Consider the following 18,363-nt stretch of genomic DNA (forward strand, 5'->3'; position numbering starts at 1 on the left):
TCGTTATCAATCGGCAATCGACAGCCGCCACAGCCGGTAGGGCTGCTCTGGCGTCAACGTGAAGTCCCGCCATTTGCCCCGCCAGGACTCCTGGTGGTCGTGCAGCAGGTCGTAGGCATGCAACAGGCCGTCGTCGGCCAGGCCGAACAGCCAGAATGGCGCTTCCATCTGCAGGCCCTGGGGCCGGTGCGGGTCCAGGCTGATGGCGGCCAGCACCACATCGCTGCGGCACGGCGTGGCCTTGAAGAAACACAGCACCTGGTCATTGCCCGTGTCGATGGCTGTGAATCCGCGGTGGGTCTGCAGCGCGGGGCTGCCGCGGCGCACCGCGTTCAGCTTGGCGATGTGCGCGATGATGTTGCCCGGCGCGTGCCAGTCGCGCTGCCGCAGTTGGTACTTTTCCGAGTCCAGGTATTCCTCTTTGCCAGGCACCGGCTGGTACTCGCACAGTTCGAACCCGCTGTATACGCCCCATAGTCCGGATGTCGTCGCCGCCAGCGCGGCCCTGATCAAGAACCCCGCCCGGCCGGATGTCTGCAGAAAATACGGGTTGATGTCCGGCGTGTTCACGAAGAAATGCGGACGGAAAAAATCGGTCACCGGCGGACGCGATACCTCGCGAAGGTAATCGGCCAGCTCGGCGCGCGTATTGCGCCACGTGAAGTACGTATACGACTGCGTGAAGCCGAGCTTGGCCAGCCGGTACATCATCTTGGGACGCGTAAACGCCTCCGACAGGAAAATCACGTCCGGATAGCGCCCCTGAACTTCGGCGATCAGCCACTCCCAGAACGGCAACGGCTTGGTATGCGGGTTGTCGACGCGGAAGATGCGCACGCCGTGGCTCACCCAGAAGAGCACGATATCGCGCAGGGCGCCCCACAGCGCCGACTTGCGCGCGCGCCGGCCGCTGCCGCCGTAGAACGATACGTTGACAATGTCCTCGTACTTCTTGGGCGGGTTTTCGGCGTAGCGTATAGTCCCGTCGGCGCGCCGCTCGAACCATTCCGGATGCCGCGCCAGCCAAGGGTGGTCCGGAGAGCACTGGATGGCGAAATCCAGGGCGATTTCCAGGCCGTGCCGGCGCGCATGTTCCACCAGGCGCAAGAAGTCGGCCAGTGTCCCGAGTTCCGGATGGATGGCGTCGTGGCCGCCTTCGGCGGCACCAATCGCATAGGGGCTGCCCACGTCGCCTGCCTCGCTGTGCAGGCTGTTGTTCGGGCCCTTGCGGTGCGTACGTCCGATGGGGTGTATGGGCGGAAAGTACAGCACGTCAAAGCCCATGTCGCGTATGTGCGGCAGCCGCGCCACGACATCGTCGAAGGTGCCGTGTCGCCCCGGCTCGGCGGCCTGCGAGCGGGGGAACAATTCGTACCAGCTTGCATAGGTGGCGGCGCGCCTGTCCACCCACAGCGGCCACGGAGCCGGGCTCAGATAATGGAAGGGTTTGTCGGACCAGCGTTGCATGGCCTGCGACAGCGGTTCGGCGAACAGGGCAGAGGCGCCATCGTTGCCTTCTTCGAGCGCGCGCAGGGCGTGCGCCAGCGGGGCAAGTGAGGCTTCATTGGCGGACTGTGCCCGTCCACGTGCCAGGGCATCGCGCAACAGCGCGGCGCCGTCGAGCAGGTCGGCCCCGAGGTCCTGCCCGGCGTCTCGCTTTTTCACGAGGTCGGCGCGGAAAGTCTTCCAGGTGTCGCGCCACGCGCTGATGACAAACTCATGCCGCCCTATGCGTTGCGGGCGTATGGCGGCCTCCCAACGGTCGTTGGACAGCTCGCGCATGGGGGCTTCGTTCCAGTCGGGCTCGTCGACGGCGCGCCAGAGCACCTGCGCGCTCAGCTTCTCGTGGCCGTCGGTAAAGATATCCGCCTGTACGAGTACGGTGTCTTGCGCCACGCATTTGGCCGGATACAGGCCGCCATCCACCGCGGGAGCGACGTTTTCCACCACGATGCGGGTGCCGCGCTGCCCGCGCGCGCCAGGTCGGCGCCCGGTATCCGGAACCTGCACCGGCGCGCCGGGACGGACGGTGAAGGCAGCCGCGCCGCCCGGCGGCAGTTCATCCCCGTGCAGGCGCAGTTCGGCAGGAATGCCGTCGTGCCGCAGCGCGCCTGCCGGCAGCATGGGGCCGATATGCTGCCAATCTACGCGCGCGGCCACACGGTCGGATGGATTCACAAGCAGGACACGGGCGCCGGGCAATGGGTCGCCGGCCCACGCGTCGTGATGCACGAGCACGGTGCAATGGTTGCCAACGCCGGGCGCCACGCGCAACGCGCCCGCGGCGGGCAACGCGCTCAGCCACTCGTTGACCTGCCGGTACAGCGGCGCGTGCGTCTCGATCCCACCCGCCACCAGTATGCCGTCGCCGCTGACCGCCGCCGACCAGACCCCGCGCGCAACCTGCACTGGCGGTGCGGCCTCGGGCAGCGGGGCGGCCATGGCGATGACCGGCGCCACGGCGCGCAGGCGCTCATGCTCGTCGGCCAGCCAGGCCGACCGGCGATCCCACCAGGGCAGCGACGAGAACACGGCATCGAACCCGGCGCTGCGCAGGCTTTTCAGTTGGCCCGGATCCATGCCGGGCGTCCAGGCCAGGAAGCTGCTGTCGGGATACGCGGCGCGCAACGGGCCGAGCAGCGTGTGCCAGTCTTCGGACCCGATGCGGTGGGGCGCGTCGATACGAAAGCCCGCCAGGCCTGCGTCCAGCCACAACGCCAAGCGTTGACGCCAGTCGTCCAGGAGCTCGGCGGGCAGCGGGCCGGGGCGCAGGCGGCGGATGCCGCGCAGCTCGGGTTCGCTGCGGGGATCGCGCGCGGGATCATCAGCCGGGCTCTCGTACCAATCGGGATGCTGGCGGCACGAAGGGGACTCTGCCGAAGTCCGGTCCATGACCAGATCCATGTACAACTGCAGGTCGTGGCGCGCCGCCTCGCCGGCAAGGCGCGCCAGCAGAGCGGGCATGGCCGTTTCCGACCCCATGGCCGGATGCGGACGGTCCGGGTCGCGGGGCGCCGGCCATGCGGCGGTCGCCACGGCGCGCTCCCATAGCGGCTCGACCACCACGCCGTTGAATCCCGCATCGCGCACGTGTGCGCAAAGGGCGCCCCATGCGGCGACGCCGGCTTGGGCCTGCGGCCCCTGCGCAAGATACAGGCGCAAGGGCTCGCGCACGCCGGCGGGCTCGGCGGACGTAAAGATCGGTGGACGCGTGCTGCTTTCCATGCGCATCTCGGCGTCAGTACGCTGCCGGCACGGCGATGCCGTCCAGCGAACGGCCCGCATAGGCCGGCACGGGCGTGGGGCGCAGGGCCGGAGCCGGAACCTGGCCGCGCGGCACCTTGCCTGCCAGGCTCTCGAACAGCGCTACGTAGGGTTCGACGGCAGAGTTCCAGCTGAAGTCGCACGCCATGCCGTTGCGCTGCATGCTTTGCCACACGGCAGGTTGCGCATACAGGCGCAGCGCGCGGTCGATGGCCGCGCCCATGTCGTCCGCGCCGTCGCCATCGAAGAGGATGCCGGTCGCGGCCAGCATGGCCAGGTCGGCCCCGGGCGCGCCGGGGTCGACGATGGTGTCGGCCATGCCGCCCACGCGGGACCCTATCGGCACGGTGCCGTACCGCATTGCGTACAGCGGCGTCAGGCCGAACGGTTCAAACCGGCTGCCGTGCAGCAGCATGTCGGCGCCGGCGTGCAGGCGGTGGGCGGTAGCTTCGTCATAGCCGATGCGCACTGCGCAACGCCCGGGATAGCGGGCGGCGATTTCCGTCAGTGCGTGTTCGTAGCGAGCTTCGCCACGGCCAATGACCGCGACCTGCAAGCCGGCATGGCGCTGCAAGGCTTGCGGAAGGGCCTGGATGGCCACGTCCGCCATTTTCTGTTCGGTCAGGCGGCTGCCCATCGCAAGCAGCGGGCTGGACGCGTCCACCGCCAGGCCAAAAGCCTTCTGCAGCGCCGCCTTCGCCCGGGCTTTCTTGGCCGGATTGCGGGCGCTGTAGCAATGCCTGCCCAGGTAGGGGTCCGTGGCAGGGTTCCAGAGGCGGTCGTCGATGCCGTTCGGAGTGGCCAGGAGGTCGGACTCGCGGGCGCGCAGCAGCGGGTCCAGCCCGCAGCCGAACTTCGGCGTAAGTATCTCGCGCGCATAGTTGCGGCTGACCGTCGTGATGCGGTCGGCGTAGCGCAGGCCGGCTTTCAGGAAGCTGAGCTGGTCGTAGAAGCGCGCCCCGTCGTCGGTGCAATAAGCTTGCGGGATTCCCAGCTCGCGGGCGCAGGCCAGCGGGAAAACGCCCTGGAACGCCAGGTTGTGCACCGTGATGACCGTTTTCACGTAACGCAGGCCGGCGGCGCGCACCAGCAGCGGAACCAGGCCTGCATGCCAGTCCTGGGCATGCAGGATATCGGGCGACCGGGCGCCGGGCAGTCCGCCGGCCAGCCTTACCGCAGCGTGGGACAGCGCGGCGAACCGCAGGGCATTGTCGGCATAGGGCTGGCCTTCCTCGTCCAGGTACAGGCCCGGCCGGTCGTACAGGGCATCGTTGCACAACAGGTACAGGGGCAGCCCGGTTTCGGGGCATAGCGCGGCCACCAACGTGGCTTCGCCGCCGGGCATGCCCGCAAGGTGGGCGATATGGCGCACGCCCGCCACCCGTTCGAGCACACCACGGTATGCGGGCAGCAGCACGCTGACATCGGTGCCCGCCCGGCTCAACGCGCGCGCCAATCCGGTTACCGCGTCGCCCAATCCGCCGCTCTTGGCCAAAGGGTAGGCTTCGGATGTCACCATCAAGCTTCTTATTCGCGCCATGACTGCTCCCATGCGAGTGTCATTCTGTTCAAGGGAAACCGGGCCCCATCCGGGCCCGGCGCCCTTTACGCAAACAGCGTGCCCGATGTTGCCGCCGGTGCTGCGATGCAGCGCGCGCCTTGTCGCCGGGGTCCAAGCGAGGGTGGGCGCGCTGGCCGCAGCGGTCGCTTTGGATCAGGGCTGGCTCGGCACGGCAAGCGGCTCAGGCGCCGGCTGTGCCGCAAGATCGCGCGATATCCGCACGCGGCGTTCGGGCACCGCGATGGCGATGTCGGCGTCGCGCAGTTCGCGCAGCAAGCCCAGATTGATCTGCTGCTGGATATCCATGTAGCGGTTGTAATCGGCGCTCATGACGTAGTACACGGCCTCGAACACCAGCCCGCTTTCCCCGAAACTCGCGAAATGCGCGCGGTCGAAGCGCGTGTCGGACGACGCCTCGATCTGGCGGCGCACAATGTCGGGGACGGCGGCCGCGTCCTCGGGGGAAGTGCGGTACGACAAGGTAAACCCGAACACAATGCGCCGTTGTTGCATGCGCTTGTAATTTTGGATGGTCTGCTTGAGCAGCTCGGTGTTCGAGCAGACGATCTGTTCGCCGCCCAGGCTGCGGATGCGTGTGGTCTTCAAGCCAATGTGCTCGATGCTGCCCGCGACCGAGCCGAACACAATGAAGTCGCCCACTTCGAACGGCTTGTCCAGCCCGATGGAAATCGAGGCGAACAGGTCGCTCAGTATGGTCTGCACGGCCAGCGCGACGGCCACGCCGCCGATGCCAAGGCTGGCCACCAGAGCCGTGATGTTCACGCCAAGGTTGTCCAGCATGGCCAGCACGACTATGGTCCAGAGCACAATGCGCAGCAGCAGTGCCATCAGCATGGCGGTGACGGCCCGCCCCCCTACGCGGCCTACCAGCGTGCGCACCAGGCCGGCGCCAATGGCGCGATCTATCCACAAGGCGATCTGCAGAACCGCCAGCACGAACCACAGGTGCGACGCCGCCACCGACCAGGCCGCAATCACGCCGCTGACGCGCGCCGCGAGCAGAATGGCGATCAGGAACAGAATGAGCCAGCTGGTGCGCCCGAGTATTTCCAGCGCAAGAGAAATTCCGGGGCGCGGCCCCGCTTCCAGGCGCCGTTGCAGGCGGGTGCGCACCAGGCTCAGCGCCGCGCGCATGGCAAGCAGAAAAACCGTCGCCAGAACGGCCGTCAGGGCCCAGGCCCAGAGCGGGCTGCCGAGCAGACTGTATTGGACAAGATCGTTTATGAACACACGCTTTCTCCGCCAGGCAAAACAGGCGGCCAGCAAGCAAGCGGTGTTCCTGTCGCCGGGGCCGGCGGCGCGGGCGCCTTAGCCGGGCTTGCCGGTCGAAGCGCTGTCGGCGTAGGCGCCCAGGCGGTTGTACAGCGTCTTCAGGCTGATGCCGAGCGTATCGGCGGCGCGCTGTTTGTCGCCGTCATGGTGTGCCAGCGTTGCCAGGATGAGGTCGCGCTGGGCCTCGTCAAGCGATGTGCCGACCGGGAAGCTGAGCTTGCCGTCGCGCGCGTCCTGGCCCGCATTGCGCGGGGCCCGGCGATGAAAGTCCGCTTCGACCACGTGGTCCGACATGATGAATGCCCGTTGCACCACATTGCGCAACTCCCGCACATTGCCGGGCCAGTCATAACTGGAAAGCGAATCCAGCATGCGCGGCGAGAAGCGCTTGCGGGTCTGGTGCGTGCGGTTCAGGGCATCCAGGAACCGTTGCGCCAGCACGCGCACGTCGCCTTCGCGCTCGCGCAAGGGCGGTACGCGCAGAGGCACCACCAGCAGGCGGTGCAGGAAGTCCTGGCGCAACTCGCCGCGTTCTACCGCCGCCATGGGGTCGCGGTTGCTGGCGCAGACAATGCGCACGTCCGTATGCAGCAGCTCGGTGCCGCCTACGCGCTGGTACGTGCCGGTCTCGAGCACGCGCAGAAACTGCACCTGCAGCGCGTCAGACATTTCGGTGACTTCATCCAGGAAAAGCGTGCCGCCGCTGGCCGATTCGAAATAACCGGCGGACTGGGCCAGCGCGCCAGTAAAGCTGCCTTTCTCGTGGCCAAACAATTGCGCATGCACCAGCGAACTGCTGATCGCGCCGCAATTGACGGCGACAAAGGGTTGGGCGGCGCGATCGCTGCCTTCATGGATGGCGCGCGCCACGACTTCCTTGCCGGTGCCGCTTTCGCCAATGATGAAAACAGTGGCGTCGCTGCGCGCGGCACGTTGTACCTGCGTGCCGAATTCGCGCATTTGGGCGCACATGCCGTCGAACATGTCGTTGAACAAGTGCGCCGAGCCCGCCGGCGTACGTGACGGCGCGGACGAGAGTGCCTGCATAAACCTGTTTCTCCGCGCAATTATCGGGCCCGAGGGGCCGCCGTGATCCATTTCGGATGATACGGTAGCGCCTATGGTCAAATTTGCAACCATGTGCAAACATTGGCAATCGTTGGTGGAACCGGGGGCCTGACGTGCGCCCAAAGCCGCCGCCGCGCGGTATGCTCACCAAGCATGGATGACCGGCCGCAGGGGTCGGCGCTACACCTGTACGGAGCAACAATGCCACATTTGCTTGTGCTGGACGACGATGAGGCAGTCCGCGAAGTGCTGGCCGAAATTGGCCGCGAACACGGTTTTACGGTGGCGCAGGCCGCCACAATGAAAGACGCGGTAATCCAGCTGCAGCGTCAATCTCCCGACCTGGTGCTTACCGATGTGCGGCTGCCGGGGGCCAGCGGCATGGACATCTTCAGCCGCATGCCCAATTCCGATGCCGAGATCGTGGTGATCACAGGGCACGGCAGTATGGATAACGCCGTCGAGGCGTTGCGGCTGGGGGCCACGGACTACCTGGTCAAGCCGGTATGCATGGACCGCCTGTCCGAAATCATGACGCGCGTCGCGGCCAACTGCGGCTCCGCGCCCGACACCGGGCCTTTCCAGGAACCCGGCCGTTTCGGCAAGCTGCTCGGTCAGTCCGAGTGCATGGAAAAGCTGTACACGCAGTTGTCGCGCGTGGCCGCCACCGACGTTACGACCCTGCTCATAGGCGAAAGCGGCACGGGCAAGGAACTGGCCGCGCACGCCATCCACGAACTCAGCAGCCGCCGCAACAAGCCGTTCATTGCCGTCAATTGCGGCGCCATTTCGCCGCACCTGATCGAAAGCGAATTGTTCGGCCACGAGCGCGGCAGCTTTACCGGCGCCGACCGGCAGCACAAGGGGTACTTCGAACGCGCCGACTCGGGCACCTTGTTCCTGGACGAGGTCACCGAAATGCCGCTTGACCTGCAGGTCAAGCTGTTGCGGGTGCTGGAAACCGGCCGGTTCATGCGGGTGGGTACCCACCGCGAAATCGCGTGCGACATCCGCGTGGTGGCGGCCACCAACCGCAACCCCGAACAGGCCATACAAGACGGCAAGCTGCGCGAAGACCTGTATTACCGTCTGAGCGTCTTTCCCGTCGAACTGCCGCCGCTGCGCGAGCGCGGCACCGACATTCTGTTCCTGGCCGACCGCTTTCTGGCGGCCCTGAACGAGAAATACGGCGAAGACAAGCAGTTTTCCGAGCAGGCGCGCCAGGCCATTTTCGAATACGCGTGGCCGGGCAATGTGCGCGAGCTCAAGAACTTCGTGCGCAGGGCCTACATCCTGGCCGAAGAGGGCGTATTGTCGGCCGACGCCCTGCAGCCGCAGATTTCCCCCGACGGCGGCAGTCAGGCCGCGCGCGTCACGGTGCCGCTGGGCATCACGTTGGCCGAGGCCGACCGCAGGCTGATCCTCGCCACGCTGGAACGTTGCGGCGGCGTCAAGAAACAAACTGCCGCGGTATTGGGCATCAGCGCCAAGACGCTATACAACCGCCTTGAAGAATATGCCCGCGCCGGGCATATCGTACTCACCGACGACAAGCCGCCGCCCGGCCCCTGACGAGGCCGGCGCTACAGGCATGGCGCTTGCTGTGACTGCTCTCGATAGACATCTGTCCGGGAGCAGTCATGCAGGGTACCGTATCCGATTTCATACTCACGCGGCTGGCGCAATGGGGCATCCGTCGCGTGTACGGATATCCGGGCGACGGCATCAATGGCCTGATCGGCGCGTTTGGCCGCACCGACGAACTGGAGTTCATCCAGGCGCGCCACGAAGAGACGGCGGCTTTCATGGCGTGCGCCCATGCCAAGTTCACCGGCCAGGTGGGCGTATGCATGGCCACGTCCGGGCCGGGTGCGATCCATCTGCTGAACGGGCTGTATGACGCGAAGCTCGACCATCAGCCGGTCGTGGCCATCGTGGGCCAGCAGGCCCGCAGTGCACTGGGCGGCGATTATCAGCAGGAAGTAGACCTCGCGAGCCTGTTCAAGGACGTCGCGCACGATTTCGTACAGGTGGCCGCGAGCCCTGTGCAGGCGCGCCATCTGGTGGACCGCGCCATCCGCATCGCGCTGGAGCGCCGCGCCGTGACCTGCCTGATCGTGCCAAACGATGTGCAGGATCTGCCGGCCGTGCCCGCGCCGCCTCGCGAGCATGGCACGGTCCACAGCGGCATCGGCGTCACATCGCACGCGGGCGCGCCGGCGCAAACCGCGTTGCAGAACGCGGCCGACATTCTGAACAAGGGCGAACGCGTGGCCATCCTGGCAGGCGCGGGCGCGGCGGCGGCGGGCGATGAATTGCTGCAGGTGGCCGATCTGCTGGGCGCCGGCATCGCAAAAGCCTTGCTAGGCAAGACGGTGCTGCCCGATGACGCGGCCGGCGTGACCGGTTCCATCGGCATGCTGGGCACCCAGCCCAGCTGGCGGATGATGAATGAGTGCGACACGCTGCTGATGGTGGGCACTGCGTTTCCTTACAGCGAGTTCCTGCCGGCCGAGGGCCAGGCGCGCGCCGTTCAGATCGATCGCGACGGCCGCATGATCAGCCTGCGATATCCCGTGGAACAGGGCCTGGTGGGCGACAGCAAGGCGACACTGCAGGCGCTGCTGCCCTTGCTGCGCCGCAAGGAATCGCGCCACTGGCGGGAAAAAATAGAGAAGGACGTGGCGCGATGGTGGCAGACCGTCGAGACCCGCGCCATGCTGGCTGCCCGGCCCATGAATCCGCAGCGGCCGTTCTGGGAGCTGTCGTCGCGCCTGCCCGACCGCAGCATCATCACCTGCGATTCCGGGTCTGCCGCCGTGTGGTACGCGCAGCACTTGCGCGTGCGCAAAGGCATGGACGCATCGCTGTCCGGCGGGCTGGCCAGTATGGGCAGCGCCGTGCCGTATGCGGTCGCCGCCAAGCTCGCGCATCCCGACCGGCCCGCCTTTGCCCTGGCGGGCGACGGCGCCATGCAGATGAACGGGCTGAACGAGCTGATCACCATCGCCCATCGCTGGAAGGACTGGGCCGATCCCACCCTGATTGTCATGGTGCTCAACAACGGCGACCTGAATATGGTGACCTGGGAGCAGCGCATGGCCGGCGATCCGCGCTTCAAAGACTCGCAGTGCCTGCCGGCTTTTCCGTACGCCGAGTTTGCGCGTCTGCTGGGCCTGGAAGGCATCCGCGTGGACGACCCCGATGAAGCGGGCCCTGCCTGGGACCGCGCGCTGGCCGCGCGGCGGCCGGTGCTGCTGGAGATGGTTACCGACCCCGAAGTGCCGCCCATCCCGCCCCATGTGCCGATCAAGCAGGTTCAAAGCTATTTGAAGGCGCTGCGCCAGGAAGACGCTTCGGGCGGCGCCGCGTTGCGCGCCACCATCAAGCAATGGTGGGCCGGCTGAGCCGGCCGGCCTTTTTTACCGCACTCACTCGAGGAGCAGACGATGATCTACATCCCACACCCCATGCCGGCGGCAGACCTGCGCATGCATACGCCGATGCCCACCGACCCTGTGCAGGATCCGCCAAGAAATCCGGACGAAGTGCCGCCGCCGCCCGACCGCAGGCCCGACCCGCCGGACAGCATTCCCAACCCCATGCCCGGCGTAGACCCGCAACAGACGCCCGGCATCGACCATTACCAGGACGAGGCATTCGAAGCCACCTGGCGACGCGCCACCCGGGAACTCTGATGGCGGGTCGGGCAGAAAGCAGGGCGATGTTTGCCGACCGCGAGGCCGCTGCCCGGGCCGTGGCGATGGCCATGCCCATGATAGAGGCTGCCATGGCCGACCGCCGCGTAGGGGAAAGCGGCTTCCTGCATATTGTGGTGCTGGACCCCGCCGCCGATCGGACCGCCTCGTTCGAGGAAGCCGTACTTTATGAGCACAGCGTGGGCGACCGCGCTGCCTGGGATGCCGATTACGCCGCCTATGCGCGTGCCAAGGCGGCCATATCGTGGCGCACGGGCATGCCCAGCCAGGTGATATGCGAGACGCGCCCACACATGCTGCGTCCGTCGGATGGTACGGTGTGGGGCAGCGCGTGCGTAGACGGCATTGTGGTGGGCGTCAGTGGCGCCAATCCCTGGTATGACGAGGCCTTTGCCGGCGCCGTCGCGCATTTGTTCAAGGCCGTTGTGCAGGGGCGGACCCGTCAGGCCGACTGATTCGGGCCGACGGATGTGGGCGGGCATGCGGCTTGCAGCCCGGGCGGTCGAGCCGGGGCGCCCGGCACATCAACAAGGAGGCGTTTATGAGTATGTTCAATCATCGCGACCACGACTCGAGCCATCGCATCAAGAGCGGGTTGCGCGATATGGTCGCCGGCGTAGAGGACCTGCTGCGGGCTACTGCGTCATACAGCGGCGCCGAAGTCGAGGCGACGCGCGACCGGCTCAAGCGCCAGCTGGAAGTGGCGCGCGAACAGGCCCAGGACTGGGAGCGCTCGGCGGTGGGCCGCTACCGCCAGGTGTCGTCGGCCGCCGACGGTTACGTGCATGACCACGCCTGGAAGACGGCGGGGCTGGCCATCCTGGTAGGCATAGCCATCGGCGCGTGCCTGGCGTCCGACCACTGGCGCCGCTGACCGGGTGCGCCGCGTAGCGCCTGCCTGAGGCAGGCGAGGGCGCTCGCGCGCGCCCGCCGTATCCGACTTCCCACATGACAGAAGACCGCAGCGCCGCCCGCGCGCGCCAGGAGGTCAGCCGCAGCATTCTGCAGGCGCTATGGACGCACCGCCGGCGTACCGCGCTGGCGGTGCTGTTGCTGGTGACGGCCAAGCTGCTGATGGTGGCCGTGCCAGCAGTGCTCAAGCGCATCGTCGACGCATTGAGCGAGCCGGGCGTGCTGCTGACGCTGCCGGTTTTCTTGCTGCTGGGCTACGCCCTGTTGCGGTTCGCGGGCAGCCTTTTCACCGAACTGCGCGACCTGGTGTTCGTGCGCGTGACGCAGATGGCCGTGGCGGACTTCCGGGTTCGCATGTTTGAGCATCTGCACCGCCTGGGAGCGCGGTTCCACGGCGGCCGGCAAACCGGGGTACTGTCGCGCGATGTTGAGCGCGGCACAGCGGGAGTGGGCTTTTTGCTGGGCACCGCGCTGTTCACGCTGTTGCCCACGCTGGTAGAGATCGTGTCGGTACTCGTGATCCTGGTAGCCGGATACAGTTTGTGGTTTGCGGTGATCGTGCTGGCCACTTTCTCTGCCTATGCGGTGGTTACCGCCATACTGACCGAAAGGCGCGCGCCGTTTCAGCGCCAGATCAATGAGCTCGACTCGCAGGCCAGCGGGCGCATGGTCGACAGCCTGCTGAACTATGAAGCGGTAAAGCTCTATGCCAACGAACCGCTCGAATCGCGGCGGCTCGCCGACATACTGCGGCGCTGGGTGGACGTGGGCATCGTCAATCAGCGGTCGCTTTCGGCGCTGCACATCTCGCAGAGCGCCATTATCGCGTTCGGCGTGGGGTCGGTCATGCTGCTGGCCGGACAGCAAGTGGTGAACATGCGCATGACAGTGGGCGACCTGGTGCTGGTCAATGCCTACATTATTCAGATTTGCCTGCCGCTGAACACCCTGGGCCTGGTCTTCCGCCAGGCGAAGGAAGCCTTCATCAATGCAGAGCGCGTGGGCGCATTGCTGCAGGTGCAGCCCGAGGTAGCCGACGACCACGGGCTTCCCCCCTTGCAAGTGCGCGAAGGGGCGGTGCAGTTCGACAATGTCAGCTTCGGCTACGAGCCCGGGCGACAGATATTGTGGAACGTGAGTTTCAGCATTCCGCCCGGCGCAACCGTGGCAGTGGTGGGGGGCAGTGGTTCGGGAAAATCGACACTGGCGCGGCTGCTGTTCCGCTTTTACGACCCGGACGAGGGCAGAATCGTCGTCGATGGCCAGGACCTGCGGTACGTCGACCCGCAAAGCCTGCGCCGCGCGGTGGGCATCGTGCCGCAGGATACGCTGCTGTTTGACGAGACGATCGCTTACAACATTGCGTACAGCGACCCCGAGGCCACCCGTGAGGCCATTGTCGAAGCCGCACGCGGCGCGCGTGTCGACGACTTTATTTCCAGCCTGCCGGCCGGCTACGACACCCGCGTGGGCGAGCGCGGCGTCAAGCTATCGGGCGGAGAGCGCCAGCGCATTGCCATCGCGCGGGCGCTGCTGAAGAGCCCCCGCGTCATGGTCTTCGACGAAGCGACTTCCGCGCTGGATACTCGCACCGAACGCGCCATCCAGGCCGAGCTCACACGCATATCGCAGGGGCGCAGCACGCTGGTCATCGCACACCGCTTGTCCACAATCGTGGACGCCGACCTGATTCTCGTGATGGAGCACGGCCATGTGGTGGAACAGGGCACGCACGAGCAGTTGCTCGCGCGCCAGGGCGTCTATGCCCAGATGTGGAACCTGCAGCGCCAGCAGCATGCGCTCGAGGCCGCCGCGACCCGGCTGACGATGCAGCCCGTGAACCTGGTGGCGCTGGTGGCGGGGGTGCTGGACGCGGCACGCCCGCTGTTGGCCGCCAAGGGCGTAAATCTTTATACGCAGATCGCAGCCGAAGCCGCGCGCATTACGGGCGACCCCAGCGCGCTGCAACAGCTGGTCTGGAATCTGTACGCGCACGCCGTGGCGGTGACGCCGCCGGGCGGCCGCATCGAGCTGAGGCTGGGCAGAGACGGCCCGGTGACGCGGCTCAGTATCGCGGATGAACGTCTGGCTCCGGAAGAGGCGGCGGCCCAGCCGGCGGACGAAAACGAGCCCGAGGTGCTGCGCAGCATGGTGGCTTTGAACCCGGCCCAGGCGCAGGCCGAAGCGGAACGCCTGGGCGGCAGCCTGCGAGCCGTGGCCCAGCCCGGCGCGGGCATGGTCTATACCCTGGAGTTTCCTCTGCGCGCGGTAGACGAAATGCCCGCAGCGGCGTCCGAACCGGCCGGCATCGATCTGGCCGGCGTCACCATCATGGTGGCCGACGACCAGGAAGACGCCCGCGATCTCGTGGCCGAGTTGCTCGCCGACCGGGGCGCGGCGGTGCGCACGTGCGCCAGCGGCGCGCAGGTGCTGACGGCGCTGTCGCCCTCCGGCGATGACTGGCCCGACCTGCTCGTGTGCGATATCTCGCTTGGGGATATGGAAGGCTATGAGGTCATCGGGCGCATCCGTACGCTCGAAGCCGAGCGGGGCGTGCCGCTGGGCGCCCGCATGCCCGCGCTGGCGCTGTCGGGCCATACCGGAGCGGAATATCGGCTGCGCGCCTTGCTTGCCGGCTTCCAGATCCACGTATCCAAGCCCGTCGACCCGCGCGAGTTGCTGGCCACGATATCTGCGCTGCTGGGACGGCAGCGTGCGAACGGCTCCCTCAGCCCCTGATTTCTTACTGCGGGGTGTAAGTTTTCCCGCCCGCCGGCGTGTGCGGCCGCCATGCGCGGGCGGCACACCGATTGCTTGCCTATGCATGTCGGGCGGAACGGCTTCTCCGATCCGCCGGCGATTCGAGCAGGAGGCGAGCCATGAAACATTCAAAAAGACCGGACCCGCAGTATTACGGCGGGGACGATCGTCGCCCGGACTATGGGCACGATCAGGACGACGCACATCGCTATCGCCGCGAGCATTACACGAGGCAGAGCGGCCGGTGGGGCGCCGAGGAGCCTTCCTATGGCCGCGACTACGCCGATCGGCCCCGGGAGCCGGTGGGCGGCGGGCGGCCCAACCCGCGCGGCGCGCCGTATGAACAGGGCGGCCAGTATCCCGGCACCCGCGAAACCGGCCCCTACGAACGCGTGCGCAGCCGCAGCGCGGATCCGGGCCAGAGCAGCTATGGCGGGTTCCGAGGCGAAGACCCCGGCCTGCAGCGTCAGCAGCTGCGTTATGGCGATGATGAGGACAGGTACGGACACGATAGCGACGCCCGGCGGCAGTGGGCGGACGAGCGCCGCTACGGCTCGCGGGACCCGGCGTTGCAGCGGTCTCAGCGCATTACGCCCAAGGGCTACGTCAGGTCGGACGAGCGCGTGCGCGAAGACGTCTGCGAGCGCCTCAGTCACAGCGGCCTGGATGTCAGCGATGTATCCGTGCAGGTCAGCGATGGCGTAGTCACGCTGGAGGGCAGCGTGCCGTCGCGCCATACCAAGCATGCCGTCGAAGACTGCGTGGACGACTGCCTGGGCGTCAACGACATCCAGAACCATATACGCGTGGGAGGCACCAGCCATCCCAACGACACCCGCATGCAATAACGGCGGCCGCTGCCGCTAAGGAGATTCATCATGACCACTGACACCACGAGCCAGACGCGCATCATCGGCAAAGGCAAGGCGACGGCCGACGGGCCGGGGCCGGAAATCATGGCGGCCGACACGCTCACGGGCAACGACGTCTACAACCCGGCAAACGAGAAGCTGGGCACCATCCAGGACATCATGCTGGATGTGCCGCAAGGACGCATCGCATACGCGGTGCTGTCACACGGCGGCCTGCTCGGAGTGGGCGACAAGCTTTACGCGGTGCCCTGGAGCGCGCTGGTGCTGGACACCGATCGCAAGTGCTTCGTACTGGACGTTTCGAAAGAACGACTGCAGAACGCCCAGGGTTTCGACAAAGACCACTGGCCGGCCATGGGCGACAGGCAATGGGCGCAGGATCTCTACGAATACTACGACCAGCCTCCGTATTGGTAAGTGGCAAGGGCAAAGCGTAGCCGGACACTTCCTTTGACGCCGCCGCGCCCGCGTACGCGCAGCGCGGCGGCAATACGGAGAATGCAATGAGGGAAAACGAAAGCCTGGCGGGGCGCGTGGTGCTGGTCACCGGCGGCGGCAGCGGATTGGGCGCGGCGATATGCGGCATGCTGGCTGCCGAGGGCGCGCATGTGGTTGTGGCGGACATCGACGAAGCGCGGGCGCACGAAGAGGCGGCCCGCCTGACGCAGGATGGCGCCCGGGCATGCGCAGTCACTATGGACGTCGGTGACGAGGCCCAGGTATCCGCGGCGCTGGACCTGGCAATCGAACGCTACGGAAAGCTGGACGCCGTGATCAATAACGCCGGCGTCGACGTCACCGCGCCGATCGACGAGCTGGACGTGGCGGCCTGGGAAAGAGTGCTGCGCACCAACCTGACCGGCCCGTTCCTGATGGCCAAGCTGGCGAAGAATCGCCTGGCGCCCCATGGGCATATCGTCAATATTGCTTCCACGGCAGCGCGCCGCGCCTGGCCCAACGCCAGCGCCTACCACGCGTCGAAATGGGGGCTGCTGGGCCTGTCCCATGCCTTGCACGCCGAGCTGCGCGCCATGGGCCTGAAGGTCAGCGCCGTGATCGCCGGCGGGATGCGCACGCCATTCCTGCTAGACCGCTTTCCCGATATTGATACCAGCTGCCTGCAGGATCCGCAGAATGTCGCGCGCGCGGTGCGTTTTGTCTTGACGCAGCCGGACGAAACGGTAGTGCCGGAGGTCATGGTCCTGCCCATGAAGGAAACCTCGTGGCCCTGACGCCCGCCATATTCCTCGATAAGGACGGCACGATCCTGGCCGACGTGCCTTACAACGTAGCCCCGGAGCGGATGCGCTTTGCCGATGGCGCGCTCGAGGGCCTGGGCCTGCTGGCGCCGCTGCAGATTCCGCTGATCGTGGTCAGCAACCAGCCCGGCGTGGCGCTGGGCCGCTTCGAGCCGCACGCGCTGGCGGCGGTGCGCATGCGGCTGCACGAGATGTTTGCCGCCGCCGGCGCATCGCTGGCGGGCTTTTACTGGTGCCCTCACCATCCCCGGGGCAGCGTGGCGCCGTATTCCGGCGTGTGCGCGTGCCGCAAGCCCCAGCCCGGGCTGCTGCTGCGGGCTGCCCGCGAGTATCGGATCGACCTGGCTCGTTCCTGGCTGATCGGCGACATTCTCGACGATGTCGAGGCAGGCAATCGCGCCGGCTGCCGGACGATACTGCTGGACGTGGGAAATGAAACCGAATGGGTGCGCGGCCCCTGGCGCACTCCGACGGCGCGCGTTCCCACTCTGGCGCATGCCGCACGCATGGTTGTGCAACGCCTGCAACGGCCGGCAGCGGAGGTGGCATGACGGCGACGAATCCCGCGTGGCGTGCCGCGCGCCGCATTCTTTGCGTACGGCTGGACAACCTTGGCGATGTGCTGATGACCACGCCGGCGATGCGCGCGCTGAAGAATCTGCCGGGACGTCCGCACCTGACGCTGCTGGCCAGCACGGCGGGCGCAGCGGCGGCGGATTTCCTGCCCGACGTGGACGATGTGCTGCGCTATGACGCCGCCTGGGTAAAGAACGACGCGCAGGGCAACGGTCAGGACGTGGACATGATCAGGCGGCTTGCCGCCGGACGCTATGACGCAGCCGTGATTTTTACGGTGTACAGCCAGAGTGCGCTGCCGGCCGCCTTGCTGTGCCATCTGGCGGGCATCCCGCGGGTATTGGCGCACAGCCGCGAGAATCCGTACCGACTGGTGACAGACTGGGCCCGGGAATGCGAGCCCGAAAGCGGCATCCGCCACGAAGTGCAGCGCCAGCTCGATCTGGTCGCGGCGGTGGGCGCGCGCAGCGCTACCACGACCATGGCCTGGCGGGTGCGGCCGGCTGACCGTGTCGGGCTGCGCGCGCGCCTGGATGCCGCGGGCGTGGCGGAGCAGGGCGGGTGGATTGCCGTGCATCCCGGCGCGAGCGCTTCGTCGCGCCGATATCCCCCCGCGCTGTTCGCGCAAGCCATCGCGGCCATGCGCAACGAGGGACGGCGCATTGTGCTGTTGGGCACGGCGGCAGACCGGGGCCTGCATGGCGCACTTGCCGGGCAGCGCCGCCTGGCTCCGGGGCTGGTGGACTTGAGCGGCGAACTGAACCTGGGGGAACTCGCAGCAGCCATCGAGGCCGCCGCCGTGCTGGTATGCAACAACAGCGGGCCTGCGCATATCGCCGCGGCGCTGGGCGTGCCGGTGGTCGATCTATACGCGTTGACCAATCCGCAGCATACGCCCTGGCAAGTGCCCCATCGGGTGTTGTTTCACGACGTGCCATGCAAGTACTGCTACCGCAGTGTCTGCCCGCAGGGGCACCACGCGTGCCTGGCAAAAGTGGCGCCGGCCAGCGTGGCGGCAGCGGCGCGGGAATTGCTTGCAGGAAGCGGCGCGCCGTCGGTAAGCATGGCGCCCTGATCTA

At 67.0% G+C, this 18,363-nt stretch carries 15 protein-coding genes; 11 read left to right on the forward strand and 4 right to left on the reverse strand.

The window, feature by feature from the left end; translation table 11 throughout:
- Positions 1-6: 6 nt before the first annotated feature.
- The 4 genes from CAL18_RS06680 to CAL18_RS06695 all read right to left on the reverse strand — a co-directional run bounded on the left by CAL18_RS06680 (position 7) and on the right by CAL18_RS06695 (position 7,078).
- On the reverse strand, positions 7-3,225 hold the full coding sequence (locus CAL18_RS06680) for an alpha-1,4-glucan--maltose-1-phosphate maltosyltransferase (RefSeq protein WP_249278383.1): 3,219 nt from the start codon (positions 3,223-3,225) through the stop codon (positions 7-9).
- A 13-nt stretch (positions 3,226-3,238) separates the two neighbouring features.
- Entirely contained in the window at positions 3,239-4,804 is a 1,566-nt protein-coding gene (glgA, locus tag CAL18_RS06685) for a glycogen synthase GlgA (protein WP_094817566.1), read from the reverse strand.
- Positions 4,805-4,978: 174 nt separating this feature from the next.
- Entirely contained in the window at positions 4,979-6,076 is a 1,098-nt protein-coding gene (locus CAL18_RS06690; protein WP_026638507.1) for a mechanosensitive ion channel family protein, read from the reverse strand.
- Between the two features lie 78 nt (positions 6,077-6,154).
- A complete protein-coding gene (locus CAL18_RS06695; RefSeq protein WP_094817578.1) occupies positions 6,155-7,078 on the reverse strand; it encodes a sigma-54 interaction domain-containing protein in 924 nt (307 codons plus the stop codon).
- Between the two features lie 309 nt (positions 7,079-7,387).
- On the opposite strand from CAL18_RS06695, the gene CAL18_RS06700 reads away from it, so the two are divergent.
- From CAL18_RS06700 to CAL18_RS06750, 11 genes are all read left to right on the forward strand, one after another.
- A complete protein-coding gene (locus CAL18_RS06700; protein ID WP_038851989.1) occupies positions 7,388-8,758 on the forward strand; it encodes a sigma-54-dependent transcriptional regulator in 1,371 nt (456 codons plus the stop codon).
- A 68-nt stretch (positions 8,759-8,826) separates the two neighbouring features.
- Positions 8,827-10,593 carry a thiamine pyrophosphate-requiring protein gene (locus tag CAL18_RS06705; RefSeq protein ID WP_094817567.1) on the forward strand — a complete coding sequence of 589 codons (1,767 nt, stop codon included), beginning with the start codon at positions 8,827-8,829 and terminating at the stop codon, positions 10,591-10,593.
- A gap of 42 nt (positions 10,594-10,635) precedes the next feature.
- On the forward strand, positions 10,636-10,884 hold the full coding sequence (locus tag CAL18_RS19575; RefSeq protein ID WP_038851991.1) for a hypothetical protein: 249 nt from the start codon (positions 10,636-10,638) through the stop codon (positions 10,882-10,884).
- A 26-nt stretch (positions 10,885-10,910) separates the two neighbouring features.
- Entirely contained in the window at positions 10,911-11,360 is a 450-nt protein-coding gene (locus tag CAL18_RS06715; RefSeq protein ID WP_432759132.1) for a hypothetical protein, read from the forward strand.
- Between the two features lie 86 nt (positions 11,361-11,446).
- Positions 11,447-11,779: a DUF883 family protein gene (locus CAL18_RS06720; RefSeq protein ID WP_026638511.1), complete on the forward strand. Its 333-nt coding sequence runs from the start codon at positions 11,447-11,449 to the stop codon at positions 11,777-11,779.
- A gap of 74 nt (positions 11,780-11,853) precedes the next feature.
- Positions 11,854-14,556 (forward strand): ATP-binding cassette domain-containing protein, encoded by a 2,703-nt coding sequence (locus tag CAL18_RS06725; RefSeq protein ID WP_094817569.1) that lies wholly within the window; start codon positions 11,854-11,856, stop codon positions 14,554-14,556.
- A gap of 140 nt (positions 14,557-14,696) precedes the next feature.
- On the forward strand, positions 14,697-15,425 hold the full coding sequence (locus CAL18_RS06730; protein WP_094817570.1) for a BON domain-containing protein: 729 nt from the start codon (positions 14,697-14,699) through the stop codon (positions 15,423-15,425).
- Between the two features lie 30 nt (positions 15,426-15,455).
- Entirely contained in the window at positions 15,456-15,866 is a 411-nt protein-coding gene (locus tag CAL18_RS06735; protein WP_026638513.1) for a PRC-barrel domain-containing protein, read from the forward strand.
- Positions 15,867-15,952: 86 nt separating this feature from the next.
- A complete protein-coding gene (locus tag CAL18_RS06740) occupies positions 15,953-16,681 on the forward strand; it encodes an SDR family oxidoreductase (RefSeq protein ID WP_094796529.1) in 729 nt (242 codons plus the stop codon).
- Complete coding sequence (locus tag CAL18_RS06745; RefSeq protein ID WP_038851994.1) at positions 16,672-17,259, forward strand: D-glycero-alpha-D-manno-heptose-1,7-bisphosphate 7-phosphatase; 588 nt, start codon at positions 16,672-16,674, stop codon at positions 17,257-17,259. The genes CAL18_RS06740 and CAL18_RS06745 overlap by 10 nt, the downstream gene beginning before the upstream one ends.
- Positions 17,256-18,359 carry a glycosyltransferase family 9 protein gene (locus CAL18_RS06750; RefSeq protein WP_026638515.1) on the forward strand — a complete coding sequence of 368 codons (1,104 nt, stop codon included), beginning with the start codon at positions 17,256-17,258 and terminating at the stop codon, positions 18,357-18,359. Before CAL18_RS06745 ends, CAL18_RS06750 begins: the two co-directional genes overlap by 4 nt.
- Positions 18,360-18,363 lie beyond the last annotated feature (4 nt).

Source organism: Bordetella genomosp. 7 (assembly GCF_002261415.1).
Classification (GTDB): Bacteria; Pseudomonadota; Gammaproteobacteria; order Burkholderiales; family Burkholderiaceae_B; genus Bordetella_A.

Bases quoted from the DNA above. Each gene is read 5' to 3' on its own strand.
- CAL18_RS06730 (WP_094817570.1), top strand. From the start codon at position 14,697: ATGAAACATTCAAAAAGACCGGACCCGCAGTATTACGGCGGGGACGAT.
- CAL18_RS06680 (WP_249278383.1), bottom strand. From the start codon at position 3,225: ATGGAAAGCAGCACGCGTCCACCGATCTTTACGTCCGCCGAGCCCGCC.
- CAL18_RS06725 (WP_094817569.1), top strand. From the start codon at position 11,854: ATGACAGAAGACCGCAGCGCCGCCCGCGCGCGCCAGGAGGTCAGCCGC.
- CAL18_RS06705 (WP_094817567.1), top strand. From the start codon at position 8,827: ATGCAGGGTACCGTATCCGATTTCATACTCACGCGGCTGGCGCAATGG.
- glgA (WP_094817566.1), bottom strand. From the start codon at position 4,804: ATGGCGCGAATAAGAAGCTTGATGGTGACATCCGAAGCCTACCCTTTG.
- CAL18_RS06740 (WP_094796529.1), top strand. From the start codon at position 15,953: ATGAGGGAAAACGAAAGCCTGGCGGGGCGCGTGGTGCTGGTCACCGGC.
- CAL18_RS06700 (WP_038851989.1), top strand. From the start codon at position 7,388: ATGCCACATTTGCTTGTGCTGGACGACGATGAGGCAGTCCGCGAAGTG.
- CAL18_RS06715 (WP_432759132.1), top strand. From the start codon at position 10,911: ATGTTTGCCGACCGCGAGGCCGCTGCCCGGGCCGTGGCGATGGCCATG.
- CAL18_RS06695 (WP_094817578.1), bottom strand. From the start codon at position 7,078: ATGCGCGAATTCGGCACGCAGGTACAACGTGCCGCGCGCAGCGACGCC.
- CAL18_RS06735 (WP_026638513.1), top strand. From the start codon at position 15,456: ATGACCACTGACACCACGAGCCAGACGCGCATCATCGGCAAAGGCAAG.
- CAL18_RS06720 (WP_026638511.1), top strand. From the start codon at position 11,447: ATGAGTATGTTCAATCATCGCGACCACGACTCGAGCCATCGCATCAAG.
- CAL18_RS06750 (WP_026638515.1), top strand. From the start codon at position 17,256: ATGACGGCGACGAATCCCGCGTGGCGTGCCGCGCGCCGCATTCTTTGC.
- CAL18_RS19575 (WP_038851991.1), top strand. From the start codon at position 10,636: ATGATCTACATCCCACACCCCATGCCGGCGGCAGACCTGCGCATGCAT.